At 39.6% G+C, this 22,456-nt stretch carries 15 protein-coding genes; 7 read left to right on the top strand and 8 right to left on the bottom strand.

Translation table 11 applies throughout. The features are described 5' to 3' along the window. Window positions 1–305: 305 nt before the first annotated feature. The 3 genes from NMG48_RS16130 to NMG48_RS16120 all read right to left on the bottom strand — a co-directional run bounded on the left by NMG48_RS16130 (window position 306) and on the right by NMG48_RS16120 (window position 5,675). Entirely contained in the window at window positions 306–3,896 is a 3,591-nt protein-coding gene (locus tag NMG48_RS16130; protein ID WP_271252483.1) for a response regulator, read from the bottom strand. A 250-nt stretch (window positions 3,897–4,146) separates the two neighbouring features. Then, a complete protein-coding gene (locus NMG48_RS16125) occupies window positions 4,147–4,434 on the bottom strand; it encodes a DUF3288 family protein (RefSeq protein WP_126387204.1) in 288 nt (95 codons plus the stop codon). Window positions 4,435–4,478: 44 nt separating this feature from the next. Then, complete coding sequence (locus NMG48_RS16120; protein ID WP_271252482.1) at window positions 4,479–5,675, bottom strand: hypothetical protein; 1,197 nt, start codon at window positions 5,673–5,675, stop codon at window positions 4,479–4,481. 251 nt (window positions 5,676–5,926) lie between these two features. Here NMG48_RS16120 and NMG48_RS16115 point away from each other — a divergent pair, with 251 nt between their 5' ends. After that, window positions 5,927–7,132 (top strand): glycosyltransferase family 4 protein, encoded by a 1,206-nt coding sequence (locus NMG48_RS16115; protein WP_271252481.1) that lies wholly within the window; start codon window positions 5,927–5,929, stop codon window positions 7,130–7,132. Window positions 7,133–7,249: 117 nt separating this feature from the next. Here the strand turns inward: NMG48_RS16115 and NMG48_RS16110 are convergent, their stop codons facing one another. Both NMG48_RS16110 and NMG48_RS16105 read right to left on the bottom strand, forming a co-directional pair. Continuing rightward, window positions 7,250–7,456, bottom strand: a complete 207-nt coding sequence (locus NMG48_RS16110) for a hypothetical protein (protein ID WP_271252480.1) — start codon at window positions 7,454–7,456, stop codon at window positions 7,250–7,252. 42 nt (window positions 7,457–7,498) lie between these two features. After that, window positions 7,499–8,158 carry a GIY-YIG nuclease family protein gene (locus NMG48_RS16105; RefSeq protein WP_271252479.1) on the bottom strand — a complete coding sequence of 220 codons (660 nt, stop codon included), beginning with the start codon at window positions 8,156–8,158 and terminating at the stop codon, window positions 7,499–7,501. Between the two features lie 52 nt (window positions 8,159–8,210). Between NMG48_RS16105 and NMG48_RS16100 the strand changes: the two genes are divergently transcribed. The 3 genes from NMG48_RS16100 to NMG48_RS16090 all read left to right on the top strand — a co-directional run bounded on the left by NMG48_RS16100 (window position 8,211) and on the right by NMG48_RS16090 (window position 10,966). Beyond that, entirely contained in the window at window positions 8,211–8,693 is a 483-nt protein-coding gene (locus NMG48_RS16100) for a DUF29 domain-containing protein (protein WP_271252478.1), read from the top strand. 91 nt (window positions 8,694–8,784) lie between these two features. Next, window positions 8,785–9,768 (top strand): tRNA dihydrouridine synthase, encoded by a 984-nt coding sequence (locus tag NMG48_RS16095; RefSeq protein ID WP_345961281.1) that lies wholly within the window; start codon window positions 8,785–8,787, stop codon window positions 9,766–9,768. Window positions 9,769–9,772: 4 nt separating this feature from the next. After that, entirely contained in the window at window positions 9,773–10,966 is a 1,194-nt protein-coding gene (locus NMG48_RS16090) for an esterase-like activity of phytase family protein (RefSeq protein WP_271252476.1), read from the top strand. On the opposite strand, the gene NMG48_RS16085 is transcribed toward NMG48_RS16090, so the two are convergent. The 3 genes from NMG48_RS16085 to NMG48_RS16075 form a co-directional block, all read right to left on the bottom strand. After that, window positions 10,963–11,562: a Uma2 family endonuclease gene (locus NMG48_RS16085; RefSeq protein ID WP_271252475.1), complete on the bottom strand. Its 600-nt coding sequence runs from the start codon at window positions 11,560–11,562 to the stop codon at window positions 10,963–10,965. The two genes, NMG48_RS16090 and NMG48_RS16085, sit on opposite strands and share 4 nt — an antisense overlap. Window positions 11,563–11,622: 60 nt before the next feature. Continuing rightward, complete coding sequence (locus NMG48_RS16080; RefSeq protein WP_271252474.1) at window positions 11,623–13,353, bottom strand: helicase HerA domain-containing protein; 1,731 nt, start codon at window positions 13,351–13,353, stop codon at window positions 11,623–11,625. A gap of 124 nt (window positions 13,354–13,477) precedes the next feature. Continuing rightward, entirely contained in the window at window positions 13,478–13,804 is a 327-nt protein-coding gene (locus tag NMG48_RS16075; RefSeq protein WP_126387211.1) for an RNA recognition motif domain-containing protein, read from the bottom strand. Window positions 13,805–14,247: 443 nt separating this feature from the next. Between NMG48_RS16075 and NMG48_RS16070 the strand changes: the two genes are divergently transcribed. From NMG48_RS16070 to NMG48_RS16060, 3 genes are all read left to right on the top strand, one after another. Beyond that, entirely contained in the window at window positions 14,248–18,126 is a 3,879-nt protein-coding gene (locus tag NMG48_RS16070) for a two-partner secretion domain-containing protein (RefSeq protein WP_271252473.1), read from the top strand. A 545-nt stretch (window positions 18,127–18,671) separates the two neighbouring features. Beyond that, complete coding sequence (locus tag NMG48_RS16065; RefSeq protein WP_271252472.1) at window positions 18,672–19,442, top strand: hypothetical protein; 771 nt, start codon at window positions 18,672–18,674, stop codon at window positions 19,440–19,442. A gap of 442 nt (window positions 19,443–19,884) precedes the next feature. Beyond that, entirely contained in the window at window positions 19,885–22,452 is a 2,568-nt protein-coding gene (locus NMG48_RS16060; protein ID WP_271252471.1) for a CHAT domain-containing protein, read from the top strand. Window positions 22,453–22,456: the final 4 nt, after the last annotated feature.

Genomic DNA, 22,456 nt, shown 5'->3' with positions numbered 1-22,456 from the left:
TAGCTATAGCAATCCTAAATAGTTTGTGGAAGCACCCCGCAGGGGTGTGCTTCCACAAATCCCAAAATCTACAAATGATTTAGTCTTTCTATACAATTACTTTAGTTGAGAAATAAGACACAAAAGAGAATAACGCTAATTTAACTCCTCCATTTTCTTTGATTACTGACTGACGTTAAGTGGAACATTCATCTCCCAAACTCTTCTCCCACAGGAAAAAAGAGTAAAATCTATATTATTTTCTTCTTCTACTTCCCCACAGTAGAGGAGATAGGGGTGAAGTCTTTACAAACTTCCATATAACATCAGTACTGATGAAAAAATTGATAGACCTTGTCATACTCAAATTCTAGCTTTTGCAGTGCTATCTCTATCAAATGAGTCCTGCTGGGATGATCCTGAGCTTTGCATAAAGATTGTAAATCTTTACAGATCGCAAACATTCTGTCAGCGCCTAAAGTGCCACAGCCTCCCTTAAGGGAATGATTTTCAAAACTAACTTTCTCAAAATCTAGTTGTTTAAATGCTTCCTGCATAGAGGCGATCGCTCTGTTTGCCTCTGACAAATAAGAACTTATAATTTCAGGTAAAAATATTTTACCTACAGATTGCTCCAACATACTAAGTGTAGAAGTATTAATCACATCTAGATTAGAAATAGCAAAGTCGTTTTGAATATAAATACCGAAGGGTATTACAGATTTTTCTAGAGCTTTAGATGGCAATTGATTTATTAACGGATCAACTTCCAAGTCTAAACTAATGTCTAAATTTTGAGATGCTAGTTCAGATTGATATAAATTGTTTAGTGATTGTAATTTAGGTTGCTCTAAAGTCTGTTCATTTATATTTTGACTTATTCTTAAATGTCCAGATACATTGCTTAAAGTAATGATTAAATCGTCAATTTTTAAGGGTTTAGTTAGATAATCATTCATCCCAGCCGCTAAAGCTACCTCGCGGGATTCTCGAAAAGCATTTGCTGAAACTCCAATAATCCAAGGGTTCCGTTCTGGCAATTGGCGAATACGTTGGCAAGCTGCTAATCCATCCATAATTGGCATTTGAATATCCATAAAGACTAAATCGTAAGCTTGTCTTTCTAAGGCATATACAGCTTCTAATCCATTACTAACGGCATCTCCTTGATATCCTAATCGTTCTAACATGAGTAGGAGAATCTGCTGATTTACTGAGTTATCCTCAACGATTAAAGTTCTTAAAGGATGTTTATGGGCAAAATCACTATCTAATGTAAAATTTTGCTGTAGTTGAATTGGGGGTTGCTTAATCGCAAATAAATTTAAGAATAATTGATAAAGTTTGGAAGTAGTAATTGGTTTGATCAAATATCCAGCAAATAAATGAGGGCTAGGACAATTATTATTAGATACTGATGATAGAAGAATCAGGGGTAAAGAAGGGAAAATATCATGGATATTTCTAGCTAATTCGAGAATATCAACGGATGGTAAATTCCAGTCAATAATCACAGCATCAAAGTCTAATAGTTCTAAATGCTTTAGGGCTTCTACTTCAGAGTAGGCAGATTGCACAAGCATTCCCCATGATTGTGCATAAACTAGAATAATTTTTTGAATAGTAGGGTTGGTATTAACAACCAGAATATGTTTGTTTTTTAGTTCAGAGGCGATCGCTAAGGATTCTGTCGCGATCGCTTGAACTCGGATCGAAAAGGAAAAAGTCGTACCTTGAGCAACTTCACTCTCGACCTGAATATCTCCCCCCATTAAATTACAAAGTTTTTTGCAGATTGCTAAGCCTAAACCAGTGCCTCCATATTGTCGGGTAATGGAACTGTCTGCCTGCATGAAAGGTTTAAACAGTCGTGAGATTGCCTCAGGGGTAATGCCAACTCCCGTATCCCTGACAGTAAAATTTAGTTGGTAAATATCTGTGGTTTGTTCTATCAAAGTAGAACTGACCGTAATAGCAATTTCACCACTTGGGGTAAATTTAATCGCATTACCAATCAGATTTACTAAAATCTGACGTAGACAGGTAGAGTCACTAATAATATATTCGGGTACATCAACATCAATCAACACAGACAGATCTAAATCCTTTTCCGCAGTATTAGATGCCATCAAATCGAGAATCTCTTCAATACAGTTCCTTAAATCAAAGGAACTCTCTTCTAATTCGATACTGCCCGATTCAATTTGAGAGAAGTCTAAAATTTTATTGATTACCGACAGTAATACTTCGCCACCCTGACGAATAACTGATACAAATTGCTGCTGTTGACTGGAAAGTTGGGTATTACTCAATAGCCCAGTCATACCAATTACCGCATTCATCGGAGTACGAAGCTCATGACTCATCGCTGCTAAAAATTCACTCTTTGCTTTGTTAGAAGCCTCCGCAACTTTCGCAGCCGCCAATTTTGCTTCATTCAGTTTCCGTTCCGTGACATCTTCCACACTCACCACAAACTGAACAGGGTTATTATCCATATCATGCACTAGGCTCACATGGCTAACTGCATCAATAGGTTTTCCATCTTTATGAATATATTGTTTTTCTATGGTGATATTTGCTGTTTCCCCAGATATTAATTTGTTCAAGGAATCTATAGTTATGTCTATATAGTCTGGATGCGTAATGTCGATCGCCTTCATGTGGAGTAATTCTCTTGCAGAATATCCATATATTTTGCAAATTTCTTGATTCACCGTTAGGAATTTACCTTCCAAACTAAGAGTTGCCATGCCTACAGGAGCATTATTAAAGGAAGTTTTTAACAAGTCCTCGCTTTGGCGTAATTTTTGTTCTCGATCTTGTAATTCCGCAGTCCGTTGTTGGACTTTTTCTTCTAAGGATAAATTAAGTTTTTGGAGATTTTGATAGAGTTCTGCCTGTTGAATCGCGATCGCTAGTTGCACTGATAACTGTTGAAGTAAACGTAAATCTACTTCTTCCCAATTGCGGATAGTTGAACATTGGTGAACAACTAAGAGTCCCCATAGTGATGGTGAATCAATAGTCTCGCTGGGAGAATCTTGAGTCTCAACCCTAGAATTATTAAAATATGTCGAACTTTCGGGTAAAAGAATAGGAACAACGAGATTTGCCTTGACTTGAAAACTTTCCAATAGTTGAATATGGCAAGCACTGAGATTTGCATTGTAAATATCATTCGCTACAAAGATCTTGCCATGTCGATACTCACCACCCAAATTATCACGGAAACAGGTATCCACAATATCTGCGTGTAAACTATTGCTCCAAGGAGGATCAACAGCTTCAGCGACAATAGTGCCACTCATATTCGGCTTAAATTTATAAATTACCGTACGATCGGCATTCAAAAATTTTTTGACATCTTGAACGATCGCATCATAGTTTTTTTGTAAATCTAAGGACTGTCTGACATGGAGGGCAATTGTTGAAATTAAAGCCTCTTGCTGCTGCGATCGCTGCAACTTACGAAGCAATGTAAATTTCTCTAGCAGACTATGGATACTACGGCAAAATAAAGCGAAATTAATTTCATCTTTAATTAAATAATCGGTAGCTCCTAATTTAATAGCATTTGCTGCGGCTAGACCGTCTTTATGACCAGTCAAGACAATTACTGGCAATTTCGGATCAGTAATTCCTTCGCTAACGGCTTCTAAAAAATCTAGTGCCGTCCCGTCGGGTAGGTTAAAATCAAGGACAACTAAATCTACTTGATGCGATCGCCAAAACTCTAGGGCTTCTTTAATACAGACGCTTTCGATAATATGGTATCGAGTGGTGATATCGGATTGTAGGTAACGTCGATAAATAGTCCGATGACTTGCGCTATCCTCAACAATCAAAACTGCTACGTGGGGATTTAATGATTGTGAGTCATTGCTAAAGATCTGACTATTTGAGGAATTAAACATTGACAGTTTATAAAAATGAAATACCCCACTAGTGCATTATAGATAGTTTTCCCTAATTGGCTATATCGCGAAAATAATAGTTACTAAATACATCCGCCTAATCAAAACCTAAATTCAAAACCTGTGACGGATGCTGTGTAGATTCCACAGATTCGGACTTCATAAGTAGCTAGGCATAATTAAAAAATAGAACCAAAAGCTGTGAGGCAAGCGCAGCGTGCCTCACAGCTTTTGGTTCTATTTTTGTAGACTAAGCCCAATCATCCTGTCCTTCATCTTGAGCCATATAAACCTTACCGATCGCATGGATCGCTCTGGTTTTAGCAAATAACTCTTCTTCGGTAAACTGCCAGTTTTGCAAAACTTTGAGGAGATCGGTCTGAATATCTCGCGCCCCTACAAAGCCCTTGTAACGAATAATTAAACGAGCAAGATCGGCAAAATCACGATTACTAGGTGAATTTTGCGTTAATAATTCATTTAGTATTTGCCGATCTTTGGTGTATTGAGGATGTCTTTGATCTTTGACTTCTGCCATAAATTTAAAATCAAATAAGGCGCAATGCAACCTACTTGATTAATTTAATTTCTCAAAATGATTACTTCATTGCCAGTGACAGGACTGCGAGCAATCAGATGATTTTGGGCATCGGCAACCAATAACTTCTTGAAATTGAGCGATCGCGTTCTATTTTGGAGATCTGTCACCAATTGTGTTTGCTTTTGGGGATCTAATTGATACCAACCATCATTAAGCGCCACAATCAAACGCCCACGCTTAAAGTTGGTCTGCACGGAACCCAATAGAGATTCTCCATACTGGTTGGCGACTTCTGAAACTTGGGCTTGGATTTTGGCGATCGCAATCTGTTCAGATGTTAATGGCGCATCACCACGTTCTGGCTTTACCAAATCATTTACTGAAGGTGCGGGTTTTGCCGCAGGAGCTGTCTTTACAGCGTTAGGTTGCTTTTGGGCGACAGTGCTAACGGGTGCTGGAGATTTAGCGGCAGTCTTGATATTTTGACTATGGGCATGGGAAGGTTTGAGAATGATCAAGAGTGAGAAAAGCGTCACTAGGGCAATAGTTCCTGCACGCTTATCGAGAATTCGCTTCACATCATCGGAAAGGGGAACCTGTGTCGCAACTCCAGTAATTGATCTCCAAATTGGGGCAGTGGCAGTTACAGTCTTTTTCCAAGCATCATTTTCTTGGAGCTTTTCCCAAGATTCCACTAAAGAAGGGGTTGCGGCTGCCTTAGTCGAAACCTTTTGCCAAATATTCGTAGCGATCGGATCAAGCTTATCTACGGAGAACTGTAAAAACTCTAAAACCTTGGGTGTGACTTGCTCCTTGACAAATTTCCAAGCAATGCCAAATTCTTGCTTAACTTGTGCGGCTAATTCTGAGCTTTCCGTCGAGGCATTAAGCAAAGCGGCAGGTTCACCCGTCGTATCAAGCGTACCTTCTTGACTTTCTAAGCTTTGTTGTAATTTTGTCAAAGCTACAATTAATGTAGCGATCGCCTTAGCTGAGAGCGTCTTTCCTGCCTTCAGTGCATTGTTGATTGCTGGGTTGCTAGAAAGCTCGTTAGCTGGACTTGTTTCTGTCGTGGCATCCGATGGCGTTAGTTTCGTTTGCAGGTTACGCAGAGCAGGCAGCAAACTTTTAATCAGCTTCAGTAATAACGCTTGCAACTGCGGCTGTACCTTTGTCCAAGTTTGCCCCACTTGCTGAGAAACGCGATCGATTACCTCTTTAGTTTTGTTGTCTGACACATCTGCCTCCTGTCACAATTCACACGATTGCCATGTAAAGTATCACAAATTATGCAGGGAGAATAACATATCTTGAGTAGTTTCTTAATCATTAAGTCCTGAACTAGGCAAGATGCGACCTTGCGTGATTTTGTTGTATTGCAAAAATATAAAGACTTAGTAACAACTACAAGGTTTGGTACAACCTCTTTTGGCTTTATAGTTAACTAAGCATAGCTACTTAGTTCCTATCAAACATTACTTAAAATATCATGCGTATTCTTGCTCTAGCTTGGGAATTCCCCCCGCGCATCATTGGAGGAATTTCTCGTCATGTAGCAGAGCTATATCCTGAAGTTGTTAAGCGCGGACATGAAGTACATTTAATCACCGTTGCGGTTGAAAATGAGCCATTAGAAGCAATTATCAATGGAATTCATGTTCATCGTGTTCCTGTTGAAAAAAATCATGATTTTTTTGAATGGGTAGTGCAAATGAACTGCAATATGCTGAAATTTGCCAGAGATTTCTTAACTGCTAGGAAATTTTTGGATCAGCAGTCTATTGATATCATTCATGCCCATGATTGGTTAGTCGAAGAAACTGCGATCGCCCTAACTACAGAATTTCAGATTCCGCTCGTTGCCACCATTCATGCTACGGAATACGGAAGGTGTAATGGGATTCATAATGATACGCAAAGGTATATCCATCAGAGAGAAATTAGATTAACGCAAGCAGCCAAGAGAGTGATTGTTTGTTCGGAATATATGCGTGGTGAACTACAAAGAGCGCTAGATTGCCCTGTGATCAAAACTGATGTGGTTTACAACGGATTGAGTATTGAACGTTGGCAAAATATCATTGATGCCCATCAACTAGAATTTGATCGTCTCGCGCTTCGGGAGAAATATGCTAAACCCGAAGAAGCAATCATTTACTATGTTGGACGGATTACCTTTGAAAAAGGGATTTATGTGTTGCTTAATGCAATGCCTAAAGTAATTGCGGCGATGAATGATCAAGTCCGCCTTGTGATTATTGGCACTGGCGATGCGTATTCCATCCTATTGCAACGTCAAGCTTGGGATTTAGGAATTTACCATAAAGTTTTATTTACAGGTTTTATGGCAGATGCGGACTTTTGGAAATTTCAAACGATCGCCAATTGTGCCGTTTTCCCAAGCTTGTACGAACCCTTTGGGATTGTTGCCTTAGAAAGTTTTGCTGCAAAGATTCCCCTTGTAGTTTCCAATACAGGTGGTTTGTCGGAGGTGGTGCGTCATCGGGTCACAGGTTGTGTCACCCAAGTTAATGATGCTAATTCTTTGGCAGAGGGAATAATTGAGATTTTGCGTAATCAGGAATATGCCCAAACTCTAGTTAATAATGCCCAATCAGAGCTAAGAGATCGCTTTGCATGGGATCGACTTGCTGCCCAAACTGAAGAAGTTTTCCTCAAAGTACTAGGACATTAAGCAGAATGATCAATGCAGTTATGATGTATTTCACTTCTCTACGCGGGGCATCATAACTTCTTTGACAAATCTCGATAAGTATATATTCCAGATATATTCCAGATTTGAGAATGATGTTTAACTAACTTGCAAAGTCATCTCTTGTAATAGATTCGTGGGGATAGTCGAGACCTTATTCGGTGGTTGGTTTCGTAATCCTGATGGCGATGGCAAAAACGATAGAAGGATTGTCAAAAAAGCGATAGAGATCATGCTGCCGATAAAGAATTTGGTAAACCATAATTCACTAATATCTTGATCAGAATTCAAATTACGAGGAGCCATATGTCTTGCTTGAAATGTTAGGTAGCTGGTATTACAGACGATTTAGTTTACGAAAGGAGTTCCCCAAAAGCTCCAGTTTTCTTTGTTAAATGGCGAGCGCCATTTGGCAATTAAATTTCTTTCTAGTCGTTGTCGAGCAACTGTGGATGACGGAGCATCCCACCAGAATGTCATCACAATTTGGGTTGTTAGATTATGGGTATTGTGTAGTTCTCGGTAATTTAGGAGATATCTCTTACAGTCATGAAGCCCTTTCCAACGTTTATGAGAACGACAGGTCTCTCCTATATACAGTAGCATGGGTAATTGGGCTGGTGCGACTAAATCGATAACAAAATACACACAAGCATCGCCAGCATCGGCACTAGGTAAGCGATAGAATTCCGCAGGTTGGATCGGTAATCCGAAAGGGTTAATTACATCAGGATCGCAATGACTAGACGGGATGTCAAATAGAGAAGTTTGCACTGCGGGGATCATTGTGGTGATGGAATCTTGATACTTTGCGATCGCCTGTTTCCACACCTGCAATGACTGGCTTCCCATTTCGTAACTAGCGCCACTGTCATAAACTCGCGAACTACGCTGGATTCCTTCACTAAAGAGCGATCCCTGTTCATAACTATATGGAGAATCAGACAAATGGCTGAAATCACTTGTCTGATCTTTTTTACTGTTATAGGGGGTGGGGCGATCGCTCATAGACTTGAAGACTAATATGTTAATTTGTTTATAACTTAGCTAGTGTAGACCTATGGCGATCGCAATCAAGCAGTTATCTACCATTGGAGAAAATCCTACAGATCCTAATCAGTCCAACAGTTACGATCGCGATTTTTATGCTTGGACACAGGAGCAATCTCATTTGCTCAGAACAGGACAACTGCAATTAATTGATATTCAACATTTAGCTGAAGAAATAGAAGACATGGGGCGTGCTGAAAGGCGTGAGTTAGAAAGCCGTTTAGAAATTTTATTAATGCACCTCTTGAAGTGGCAATTTCAACCTAGTAAGCGATCGCGCAGTTGGCAATTAACTATTAAAGAACAAAGATTACGTTTACAAAAGCACCTCAAGCAAAATCCTAGTCTAAAAGCGGCAATTCCTGATGTTTTTGAAGATGCCTATCAACTGGCAATTATTAGTGCTGCAAGGGAAACAGGGTTGGATGTATTTCCAGATATAGCTCCCTATACTTCTGAGGAAGTTTTGCTAGATAGTTTTTTACCCGATTAGTCTCAAATTACAATCACTTTCTAAAATTGTGCCTTCCCGACCTCTACCATCTCCAATTTTATCTGGACAACCACTGACTGCCCTTGCCCCGATGCAGGACGTAACCGATCTTGCCTTCATGCAAATGCTCAGTGAATATGGCTGTCCCGATTATTACGTGACTGAATATTTTCGGGTATATGCCAACTCTAATCTCGACAAAAAGATTCTCAAGTCAATCACCTGTAATACGACGGGTAGACCCGTATTTGCACAGCTAATTGGCGAAAGCATTCCTGATATGTTGCGGATTGCTCAGCAACTTACCAAATACCCGATCGCAGGAATCGATCTCAACCTTGGCTGTCCTGCGCCGCGTGTCTATCGCAAAAATGTTGGGGGTGGACTATTGCGCGAACCTGAAACCATTGAACGGATTTTTGATGCTTTGCGATCGCAAATTTCGGGACTCTTTACGGTGAAAATGCGCGTAGGCTTTGACTCGACCGATAATTTTGAAACACTTCTACAATTAATCAATCAATATCAAATTGATATGCTGAGCTTGCATGGGCGCACGGTTAAGGAGTTATATCGTGGCGAAGTGCATTATGACTTGATCCGTCGTGCCGTACAAACTGTTAATTGTCCTGTGTTAGCCAATGGCAATGTGACTTCTTACCTCAAAGCCGAACAGGTTATTCAAGAAACAGGGGCGGCAGGAGTGATGATCGGGCGATCGGCGATTCGCAATCCTTGGATCTTTCAACAAATTCGCGATCGCTTTGCAGGTAAACCTGTTCAAGTAGTTACCCTTGCTGATGTCTATAAATATATACAGCATCTATTTGCGATTACTTGCCAAGATACGCTCAGGGAGAAATCCCATGTAAATAGTTTGAAGAAGTTCTTGAACTTTATTGGTACTGGCATCGATCCCGAAGGCAAGTTTTTAGCGGGAATGCGCTTAGTACAGTCAAAGCAAGAGCTTTTTGATTTGTGCGATCGCCATTTATTGACAAATCCCGAACTTCCCTTTGCGATCGAACCATACGAAAATCTAGTAGCGCGTCCTAGTTGTGAATCCTGTGAATAAGTATATGTTCTCATTGAAAAAGTTTTGGAAGTTATTAATTGGCTGCTGCTTCGTATTTTTGACAGTCTTTAGCATTGCTCATTTACCAGCTATAGCAGCAAGCGATCGCACCTTTCTGAAGGTATCGCTAGACTTCATTAATGAGTATAAATTACCAAAACAAGAGTTTGAGAATACGCCCGTCGGTGGGCTATCAGGACTCACTTATGATCGATTTGAAAATACTTTCTACGCAATTTCTGATGATCGCAGTGAATTTGCGCCTGCGAGATTTTATGCTCTCAAGTTGAAGTTCAGTTCTGAACCAGAGCATCCTAATCTCGAGGATGTGGAAGTAATCGGTGTGGACTTCCTCAAAGATAAAACAGGCAATACCTATCCTAAGGGCGAAGTTGATCCCGAAGGAATTGCCTTAACAGGCGATCGCACGGTACTAATTTCCAGTGAAGGTGTAACTAGCAAAGACATTCCGCCATTTATCGATGAGTTCGATCTATTGACAGGTAAATGGCTACGCAGTTTACCAATTCCTCAGCGCTATTTGTTCGAGCCAAAAAAGGAATCAAATTCCAACCAAAATCAGATTTCTAAATCGGAGCCACAGGGAGTAAGAGATAATCTTGGCTTTGAATCCCTCACAGTAATTCGTGACTCAATCGGCGATCCCTATCGCGTTTTTACAATTACCGAAAATGCTCTAGCTCAGGATACTCAATCCGATGAAAGCCAACCATCGGAAAGTCGATTTTTGCATTATCTAGTTGGCAATATTGCACCGCTAATCGTCGCAGAGCATCGTTATCCTGTCGAAGCGATGACTCTACCTGTTACCCAAATCAGCGTAAATGATCTGGTCGCACTCGATCGCGGTGGACATTTCCTCACCCTTGAGCGATCCAATGGCACAGCAGGACTGAGTGCGAAAATCTGGCAAATTGCTACGGGCAGTGCTGATGACACCTCATCAATTAAAAGCTTTCGCTCTAGCCCCAACGTGCGATCAATCCGCAAAAAACTAGTTCTAGACTTAGCAATCCTTGGCATTAAATTAGACAATTTAAAAGGAATGGCGATCGGTCCCCGTTTAGCCGATGGTTCACAAAGTCTGATTTTGGTAAGTGATGATAATTTTAGCGATCGCCAATTCACTCAATTTCTAGTATTTCGACTTAATCGTAATTCCAGTACCGCCCGCTAAATACCTGCTTTGACAAAGAACTGTTCTGATGTGACTGCTAGATCAGGGAACAACTCATCCGTTAATAGGCGATCGCCTCGATAAGTCTCAGGTGGGCGATCGCCGAAAAACACGGTAATACTTCGCATGGGTGGGTAAACTACCCACACCCGATCCACACCTGCACTTAAATAATCGGTTGCTTTCTGTGCTAATTGATTAAATGTCTGATCAGGTGAGACAATCTCGATCACCAACTCAGGCAAGACTGGACATGGCGCATCCTCACGCCAATCTGAGGCAAGGCGATCATAAGAAACATAAAGTAAATCAGGTACAGGAACCCAGTCTTGACCACGTCGTTTCAAAACTACTGACCATTCCACTCTTACGCTCCCAATTCCATCACTCCACGCTGAAAGATCAACCCAAAATACCGTTGTCAAAGAAGAATGAAAAAACTTTGGTGACACTTTCTTAATTGCCTCTCCATCAACTAGTTCATAACTTTCATCATTTTCTGGCAAACTCAAAAACTCATCTAGAGTCAGTTTGGGAATTACCTGTGCATTGGGATTAGCTTGTTCTTGAGATTTTTCTATCACAACACTAGTCATCTTTTAACCTCATGATTACTTAGACGAGAGATGTGGCGCTTAGCGCCACATCTCTCGTGATTAAAATCCTAAATCTGCTTTAGCTGCTTCGGCAACTCGCAAAACTTCTGGAGTCGAAATTTCTTCCCAAGGGACTTCTCCGATCTCGCGATAGAAAGTCTCATCATAGGGGCGAGTTTGGACTACAACAGGCATTGGTACGGCATGACCTAATACTAACGCTTGCTGCTTAGAATCTAGTTTCGATAAAATTGTTCGCAAATTACCACTACCAGCTACACCCGTAAAAATTGCATCAATATCTTTCTCATCATTGAGCAAAGCCGTAATTCTGGTTCCAATCTGTGACATTACCTCATTATCAATGCCTGAAGGACGCTGATCGACAATTAGCAAAGTTACAAAATATTTCCGCATCTCACGGGCAATCGTTCCGAAAATCGTTTGTCTAGCCGTATTCGGAGCCAGAAAACGATGTGCTTCTTCAATGGTGATGGTTAACTGTTGGGGGCGATCGCTAATATTCTTAGTCTGCAAAAATCGCTCAGCTTGCTGCACATAGGAATGATGAATCCGCCGTGTAATAATATTTGTCGCCAACATATAAGAGAGCAAATTGGACTGTGAGCCGAACTCGATCACGATATGTTTACCCGCAGCGATCGCATCAAGAATCCGCTTAATATAATTTTCGGGGCAAGTCTGACGCAAATATTTAAGATCATCAAGGCGTGTGAGTTTCCGCTGTAACGCCATGATTGAGGACTTACTCCCCATTTTCTGTTCGCAAAATTCTTGAATTTCCGAATTAGTCATAGCCAACAATCGCGAAATCCAAGTCTTACCAAACTCATTTCTTAGAATAATTGCGTTTTCTAAACTTGCTTCCGACAGATTTAACTCGTCACGAATCAGCATTAAATCTTCAACATCAATTTGATCATAACTAATGTAAAGTTCCTGAGCGTCACGCACCCCGCGCCTCCTTGTCGAGTCAGGATCGAGGGTATAAATTTGTACCTGTGCGGGAAATAGCTGTCGTAAACCTTTAACCGTACTAAATCTTTTACCTTCAGTCGCCGCTTCCCACCCATATTCCGAGTGCATATCAAAAATCAGATTCACTGCGGCTTGCTTACGAATGATCCCTGATAGTAATAGCCGAGTTAAAAATGATTTACCAGTGCCAGATTTCCCAAATACGCCATTACTGCGCTCTACAAAGCGATCGAGGTCAAGACAAATCGGTACAGGCATATCAATCGGCTGCCCGATCGCAAAATTTCTCTTATGCGGATCATCTTCCCAACCAAACACAATCCGAAAATCACGCTCTGTCGCATCAAATACCTGTGAGAAATGGCTGGGGATCGTTTTTACTGGCAGGAGTTGAAAATCACTGATTTCTTCTACAGATTCATAAACTGGTGATTTTTTGCGCTTTGTCTTTTTAACGCGATCGCTACTTGCCCTTTGCGTTAGCAGATCAAAAGGATTAGACGGCACAAACATTAACATTGGCGTTAGATTGATTGTGCCAAAGGTTCCTGTTCCTGCCAAAATCTCAGTTAAGAAAGTGTTCTCAGGATCAGGCGGATTCATGAGAATGCGCGGACTAGCAGTGCCAAGGGTGACATCGGTGAGAATACAGAAAAAGCGCGTATGGCGACCATGCACCACCAAAAACTTACCGACGCGCATATCTTCGACTGAAATTTCACCATTCAGCCTCACTTCTAAGCCATCGCTTAAGGAACCCTGAACAACAATGCCTAATGGTTGCAAATCCATGCTAAACCTACGTTAAGCGTCATACTTTTGCATAGCATAGCAAAATAGAGCCAAAAGCTAAGCTTTTGGCTCTATTTTAAAGAAATAAATATTGCTGATTTTCGACAGTATTTATTTTTTAGATTTAGTAACGACCGCCGCCGGACTTGCCATAGCCGCCACGACCGCCGCCGCCGCCTCTGTTACCACCGCCAAACGAGTCATTATTCTCGCGAGGCTTAGCCTTGTTAACTTTGAGGACGCGACCCATCCACTCAGCACCGTCCAATGCTGTGATTGCAGCATCTTCTTCGGTGTCTTGGCTCATTTCAACGAAAGCAAAGCCGCGAGCGCGACCAGTTTCACGATCTGTAGGGAAATGAACACGAGTGACCTTGCCGTAGTCTTCAAACACTGGCTTTAAATGGTCTTGAGTAACTTCATAGGACAAGTTACCAACGTAAATAGACATTATGCTTTCTCCAAGAATTCAATGAGTATGTAGAGTTAGAGATGTCGGAGAGAAGCTTGTCACGATGAAACAGAAAAAAACTGCCAGTACAGAAAACAATTGCTACAACCGATGAATACTTTTACCTTACGGAGATTAGTCTAACGCATATAGATTAAATTTGGGGACAATGTTACATTTTATTTCTTTTTGTAGGGGCTTATCGCGATAATAACCACTGTTGATCATTTCCCCCTAGAATTTTGTTGCCTAAATTTACAGAAACTGATCCGTCTAGGCGATATAGGTCTTATTAAAAACAGTTTTTATAAGCATAATTGCTGAAATAGTCTTCTTCTAATTCTCATTTTTTAAATTATTATTTAAAATGAAGGTTTATAGCTTGGTATAAGTTATCGCGAATAATAGTAGTAATGCTTAATAGTGAATACCTTCAACTCACCATGAAAGAAACTAGCATCAGATTTAGTACTGTAGCGATCGCCTGTAGCCTAATCTCAGCCGCACCACTTCACGCTCAAGTCATTGGTGACAAGACATTACCTATTAATACGATCGTTAATAATCAGGGAACCACTTTCAATATTACAGGTGGAACACAGGTTGGAGGTAACCAATTTCATAGTTTTCAACAGTTTTCAGTCCCAACAGGTAACACCGCATATTTTAATAACGGTAATGATGTCACCAATATCATTAGTCGTGTTACAGGTAGCTCTATTTCTAACATTGATGGATTAATCAAGGCTAATGGACAGGCAAATCTGTTTTTAATTAATCCTAATGGCATCATTTTTGGAAAAAATGCTCAGTTACAGATTGGTGGTTCCTTTACAGCATCTACTGCCAATAGTATTAAGTTTGCCGATGGAAAAGAATTTAGTGCTACTAATCCCCAATCTACACCACTGCTAACGGTTAGCGCTCCCATTGGCTTGCAATATGGCAAAGAGAATAACTCATTTATTCGCAATGATGGAAACTTAAGTGTCAATAAAGACTTAACTCTATCCTCTGGGAATGTGATCAGTAATGGCACTCTATCTGCTCTACAGGGTAATTTGCGAGTAGAGTCTATTACTGGCGATATAGAAATTAAAGATGCGATCGCCAATACTGCCACATTTAGTGCCAATCGCAATCTAATCCTAAATAGTAGTCAAATTGGCACAATCAACGACTTGAATCTCCTTGCTAAAGATTCTGTTATTGCAAGAGATACTGCTGAGCGTCCATTTATTGCATCCGCAGGAGAGAAACTTACAGTCCAAGGCGATCGTCTGATTGATCTTTTTATACTCAACCATCCCGACAGTGGACTCTACTCAGGTAGTGATATGGTATTTCGTTCCGCTAATACCATCATCGGTGATGCCCATTACTATGCTAATGGCAACTTCCGTGTTGAAAAATTAGATGGCTCTATTGGCAACCTCGAAAGCCCAACCGATCCTATAATTCGCTCTTCCGGCAATGTAGACCTCGGTGTGTATTTAGGCAGATCTTTACATATTATTGCAGGTGGCAAGGTCACAATTGGAGCTGCTCAAATCACCAACGCTGATACAACTAACAACTCAATCAATCCCAATAATCCACAAACCCAATCTCTAGCTAATGTCACCCTATCTAGTGGCAAGTCCCTAATTATTGATGGAAGTGCAAAGCCGACGCTAGATATTCGGGCAGGTGTCGATTCAACAATTATTGGTACATCTGGTATAACACCAGTTGCAACAACTACAGGCTCAAGGCCAACCTGTGCTAATGGTAATAGTATAAGTTGCTACTTCAATAGTGCCTTCACAACACGAGTTATTCCTGTCATACCATCTTCATCTTCAAATCCGACGGAAAGTGGAATTACAATTGGAAAGATTAATATTCAAAGACCTGATGCAGTCGTTCTACTAACTAATAATTACATGCCAAATACCAGCCTTACAGGCAATAGTGATATTACGATCACGGGAACTGGTCCGGCTACTCTTCCAATAGCCGGTATAAGTTTAGTCCCTACAGGCAGTATTAATTCTATAGTGAATGGAGGCTCATTATATATAGATTCCCGCTCAAATATTGTAATGCAACCTAACACACTTATTTTGACTAGCTCTACCTTGGCAGATGCAAACGCAGGAAATATTGATTTACTTGCCAAGAACCAAATTAATTTGGGTCAAAATGTACAAATCAAAGCAGATGGAACTAATTTAGGGGGGCAGATTAATCTTATTAGTAGTGGGACGATTTCTACTCAAGGACTACAGCTTTTTAGCACTAGTACAGCCTCCAATAGTAATGGGAACAGTGGAAAGATTCATATTGCTGCAACTTCACTTAATTTAAACACCTCTAATACATTTGCTTCTCAAATTGTTACTAGTACTTCTGGGAAAGCGAACGCAGGTGATATTCAGCTTAACATTTCTGGTGCTATCAATTTGGATGGTAGCCTAGGCAATGCTACAACCGAAATTCGGAGTCAAGCATTTACTAACACTGCACAAGGGAATAGCGGAAATATAATCATCAATGGAGAAAATCAATCCAAGAAAGTAGATTCTTTATCCATTAAGAATGGCGCTCAAATCACCTCTAGTACGGAAGGAAGCGGTAAAGTTGGAGAGATTAGCATTTTAGCAAACTCGGTTAGCCTTGATGGTAATAAGAGCAGTATCAATAGTCAAATCCTCGCAGGTGCAACTGGTAACGGTAACCAAATCAAGCTCCAAACTACTAACCTATCCTTAACCAATGGCGCACAAATTAGCACAGAAGTCTTAGGCACAAATATTAACAGTCAAGGTAGTAATATTTATATCTATACTAATAATCTGTCACTACTTAATGGGTCACAAATCAGTACATCGGTGACTGGACAAGGCAAAGCAGGAAGCTTGACTATAGATGCTTTGGGAACAGTGCTATTTGATTCTTTAGGTAAAATTTCTTCTTTAATTAATTCTGGTGGGAAAGGCTTGGGTGGAGATATAACAGTCATTTCTCAGTTACTTTCGCTCAATAATGAATCTCAAATTAATGCTGGCACTAGTGGAGTCGGTAATGCTGGCAATATTACAATTAAAGTTAGAGATACTGCTAATTTTGATCGGAGCTTAGTTTCATCATCGGTAAATACAAATGGCAAGGGAAATGCTGGCAATGTAGAGATTACAGCTAAAGATGTATTTCTGGTGAACGGCACGCAGATCAGCTCTGCGGTAGCTGGACAAGGTGATGGAGGGCAGATTTCTATCACTTCTAACACATTAACAATTGATGGTATAGGAACTCTATTGGGTATAAATAGTACCAGTGGTATTTTTGGCTCCGTTAGAACAGGTGCTATTGGCAATGGAGGAAATATTAATATCTATGTTAGCAAAAATCTATCTCTTAGCAATGGAGCTAGAATATCGGCATCAACAAGTGTTAATACAACTGGCAAAAGTGGTTCTATTTTCATCGATCCTGAAGTTGTAACATTAACAAATGGAGCAAAAATTTCTGTGAGCAGTCTAGGTTCAGGTGATGGTGGCAATATTACAGTGCTTGCTGGGCTTTTATCTCTTAACAGTAGCTCAATTACTGCCGAAACTGCCAATGGGAACGGAGGAAATATTACTTTACAAGTAAAGGATTTATTTTGGCTTAGGAATGCCAGTCTTGTAAGTGCTACCGCAGGTAATAATGGTAATGGTGGAAACATTGATCTAAGCGCCAACTTTGTTCTAGCTTTTGCTACAGAAAATAGTGATATTACAGCAAATGCATTCAAAGGTAGAGGAGGAAATATTGCAATTACCACTCAAGGAATCTTTGGATTAGAATACCGCCCTCAACTAACTCCTTTAAGTGACATTACCGCAAGTTCTCAGTTTGGCATAAATGGAACTGTTACAATCAATACTCCTGGTGTAGATCCGAGCAAAGGACTTGGTAAATTACCTGTGGATGTAACTGATTCTAGTAAGTTAATCTCTCAACGTTGTGTTGCCGATAATACAGGGAGTAAATTTTTTATAACAGGTCGTGGTGGACTACCACCTAGCCCTTCAGATACAATTTATAGAACCACACAAATTTTAGCTAATGTTGGCTCAGTTAGTAATGCTCAATCATCTGCACAAAGCAATCAAAATGTCCACAGTTCTGAAATTACTTCGTCAACACAAAATCAAGATTACTTTCAAGATTCCCCACTTGATCGCATAGTTGAGATAGAGGGATGGATAGTAGATAAATCGGGTAGGGTTTCATTAGTATCTAAGTCACTAGCTCCTAATTGGATTTGGTCAAATCAACCTAAATGTATTTAAAAATACTGGGTGATAACATTAGAATTGTTTGAGAACATTCCTAGAAAAATACTCTTATAGTAGTTCTAAATTATTTATATAGCTTGGGATTTATGGAAATATACTTCTTCAGTGTACGCTTATATAAACCATTAGGGATTGCTATGATATTTGTATCAATTATAACAAGTAACCTTTTAATAACCTCTCAAGTAACATATAACTAACATTCTCCTAACTTTCATCTATCTTTTGACTAACTTCCTAGGATTGTAGATACTTATATTTTCGCGCAAAATACTAAAGCAATGAAATTCAAGTTTAATTTACAATCAAGGTCAATAAATAAAGGTCTAGATTGAAGGTTTCGAGATAAAATTTATCAGATTCTAGATAGTATCGAGCTTAGCTGGATCACTACCAATTAGTCAAGATAATGAAATGGATAGAAACCTTCTAAAAGGATAGTTATCGTACATTCCTGCTCTTGTTCATATTTTCTACTTGATATTTTCTACTCGGATACGCGCTAGTCATTAATTTAAAGAATTGAGGCAATGGTAATAATGAAACAGTTAGTTAAGCATTTATCAGATTTAGCTTGCAAAATCAGCTTTTTAGGACTTTCTGCTGTTGGTTTTGGATTGTTAATGCCATCAGCATCCCAAGCTGCTGATATTACTTTTAAAGCGGTTTGGAGTGGAACCTACTTTTTTAATACGGCTTCTGCGGTAGGATACTTTACTATTGATTCAGCAGCATTACCTAATCCTGGTAATAAGCCATCTAACTTTTCTGTTCCTAACATTTCTATCAACAACACAACTGATCCAGTTTTTAACGCAAAGTCTCCTATTACTTCTTTAATCAAAGCATTAACAATTACTGTAACAGGTTCTGGCTTAGGAGATGGAACCTATACACTAGATGATTACCCTGATGGGGGTGTAATTTGGAATACTAACGGTGTATCCTTGGATTTCTCTAAAGAACTAGTTGGTCAACCAACACAGGGGCTTCCATGGGGAACTATTGTTTCTACTCCACCTGGTACTTCTTATTCAACCTCTTATCTAAAACCTGCTAACTATGGTGGTGATTTCAATATTTTTGATCCACCAGATTGTGTACCTACTGGTGTTGAGACCTTTGTATTGGCAACATGTAGTGCTAAAAGCGGCACTAAGCTAATGAGATTAGAGTCTTTGAGAGCCGTTCCTACACCTGTACCTGTTCCAGGTGCTGTTATTGGGGTAATTGTAGCAGGAGGACTACTAGGCATTTCGAGAAAGAAGAAAAGAGTAGCTTCTTCAGAAATCACTGAACTACAAGTTTAATATTATAAAAAGCAAATAAGGGAATCAGCACAAAGTGCTGATTCCCTTATTTGCTTTTTATAATATCTTGAGATTGCAATTATATAGATTTTCTGGTGATTTTATTGCTTTTTTCGTAAGGTTATACTAATGTACGAGAAATTTTGTAACGCAATGATTCCCACTATATTCGTTGGCTGTATCAAGAGATTTTATTATGAGTATTCTGCATAGTTATTCTTGAGGAGAGACAGACTTTATGAAAATCAAAATCATCAATATATTAAGCCAATTATTTAGCTCAAAATATAACGAAATAGTCAATAGTATTTCTAAGAAAGTTTCAGAAATATCCTGCAATCTAGTAATAAAAATAATATCAAAATTTAAATTCTTCAAAGTTGACATCAAAAAAAATATAATTCTTTTGTTTATATTTGCGATCGCTTCCTCACTTCATCCTTTGATCGCTCAATCCATTAATCCATCTCAAGAATCTATTTCTATTAATTCTATTAATCTGAAGATCTCTGGTCATTCTAGGGAACATCCTTCAGATTTATTTAATCAAGGTCAATCTTTTTATAATACTGGCAAATTTGATGAATCTGTACAAGCTTGGCAACAAGCTTCCGAATTCTACCAACAGCAAGATGATGCAATATCTTTATCTACGACTTTGAGCAATTTATCGTTAGCATATCAGGCTTTAGGGCAGTGGCAGCTAGCGGAAACAAGTGTTAATCGTAGCTTGCAAATCGCTAAATCAATATCACCACCAACAGATGCTAGTCAACAAGAAATTGCAAGAGCTTTGGATACGAAAGGTCGTCTTGCACTCTTAGTTGGAAATCCAGAAAATGCCCTTGATTTGTGGAAACAAGCGGCAATTTTGCATAATCAACTTGGTGATTTTTCCAATCAAATCCGTAATACTCTAAATCAAGAGCAGGCTTTAAAAAGTCAAGGGTTTTATCGGCGATCGCTACAAACACTGGAAGATCTCTTACCTAAATTACAAACTCAGCCAGATTCTTTGCTGAAGGCGATCACTCTTAGTCATTATGGTGAGATGCTATCTCTAACTGGTGATATTAGTCTTGCGAGACAGAAGCTAGAAGAGAGTTTTCAGATCCTCCAAAGTCTTCCTGATAGTACAAACCTTGAAATTAATGAACAGAAAAGTATCGTTTTACTCAATCTTGGTAATTTAGAAAGGGTTGATGATAATCTAGCTGTAGCGGTGGATCTCTATAATCAATCGGTAGAAGTTGGGCAGCAGCCTATTACTAAATTACAAGGTAAGCTTAACCTGCTCAGTTTAGCGATTGAATCGGAAAAATTAGATTCTGTCTTAGAAATACTTCCTCAAATTTCACCTAAGATTGCAAATTTATCGGTTAGTGATGCTGGAATTCGAGCGCGTATTAATTATGCAGAAAGTATTCTTAAATTGTCGCAACTATTGCCTAAAGCTGAATATTTGGCTCTACAGACAGATGCCGCAAAAGTTTTGGCAGAGTCAGTTAAGCAATCGCAATCTATTAAATCTCAGCCTCTACTTGCTTATTCACTAGGTAGTTTGGGTAGTGTTTATGAGCAAGCTCAACAAGTAAACGAAGCAATTGAACTCACCAAGCAAGCGATCGCGATCTCTCAAAGCATTAATGCCCCTGATATTGCCTATCGCTGGCAATGGCAACTGGGGCGGTTGTTAAAAGCTAAGGGAGATCGTAAATCGGCGATCGCATCCTACACTGAAGCTATCCAAAATTTAAGACAACTCCGTAGTGATTTAGCATTTATCAACTCCGATGTACAGTTTTCTTTTCGAGAGAGAGTTGAGCCAGTTTATCGACAACTTGTCAGTCTATTATTGCAACCCGATAGCACAAATCAGGAGAGTGATGAGGATAAACAAAAAAATCTCCTAAAAGCACAGGCTGGCATTGAATCCTTACAACTAGCCGAATTGGTTAACTTTTTCCGTTCTGATTGTCTGAATGCGGTTCAGGTTGATATTAATCAACTAGATCGCACTGCTGCTGTTATTTATCCAATTTTACTGGAAGATAGGCTAGAGGTAATTATTAGCCTGCCAAAACAACCACTTCGTCATTATTCCTCTAAGATCCTACCCCAAGAGATTGATAATATTGTTGCCGAGCTAAGAAGTGATTTGCGAGATACTTCATCACAGGATTATCTCGAATATTCCCGAAAGCTTTACAACTTATTGATTCGTCCTACGGAAAGCGAGTTGGAGCAATCTCAAGTTAAAACAATTGTATTTGTTTTAGATGGCTCTCTAAGGAATATTCCCATGTCTGTTCTCAATGATGGCAAACAATTTCTGGTAGAAAAATACAGTCTTGCCCTCACCCCAGGTTTACAACTAATCGATCCCAAACCAATCGCTAGACAAAAAATAGCGGCACTTACAGGTGGACTTACGGAAGCTAGTCAGGGGTTTTCCGCTCTTCCTAGCGTCAATAAGGAACTTCAGGAAGTCCAAAATCAAATTCCATCTAGTAAATTATTACTGAATGCGAACTTCACCAAGAACAACTTAGAAAAGGCGCTTGAGGGTACTTCTACTCCCATTATTCATTTGGCAACTCACGGCAACTTTAGTTCTCAAGCAGAAAATACTTTTCTCCTTACCTATGACGGTAAGCTCAATATTGAGAGTCTTACCAAATTATTATTAGCTAAAAATCAATTAGATTCAGAACCAGTAGAACTTTTAATTCTCAGTGCCTGTCAAACTGCTGTTGGGGATAAAAGAGCGGCGCTTGGTATGGCGGGTATGGCGGTGAGAGCTGGAGCAAGAAGTACGATCGCTTCTCTATGGTCAGTGGATGATGAGGCAACTTCACAGTTTATGATTGCCCTTTATAAAAGTTTATCTACTACCCAAGTTACAAAATCTGAGTCTCTAAGAACAGCTCAGCTAAATTTACTGAATAGTCAAAAATATTCTCATCCCTATTTTTGGGCTCCCTTTGTATTGCTTGGTAACTGGTTATAAAAAA

It is taken from the genome of Pseudanabaena sp. Chao 1811 (assembly GCF_027942295.1).
GTDB lineage: Bacteria > Cyanobacteriota > Cyanobacteriia > Pseudanabaenales > Pseudanabaenaceae > Pseudanabaena.
Note: the sequence above shows the minus strand (reverse complement) of the source record. Positions and strands in the feature narration are given on the sequence as shown.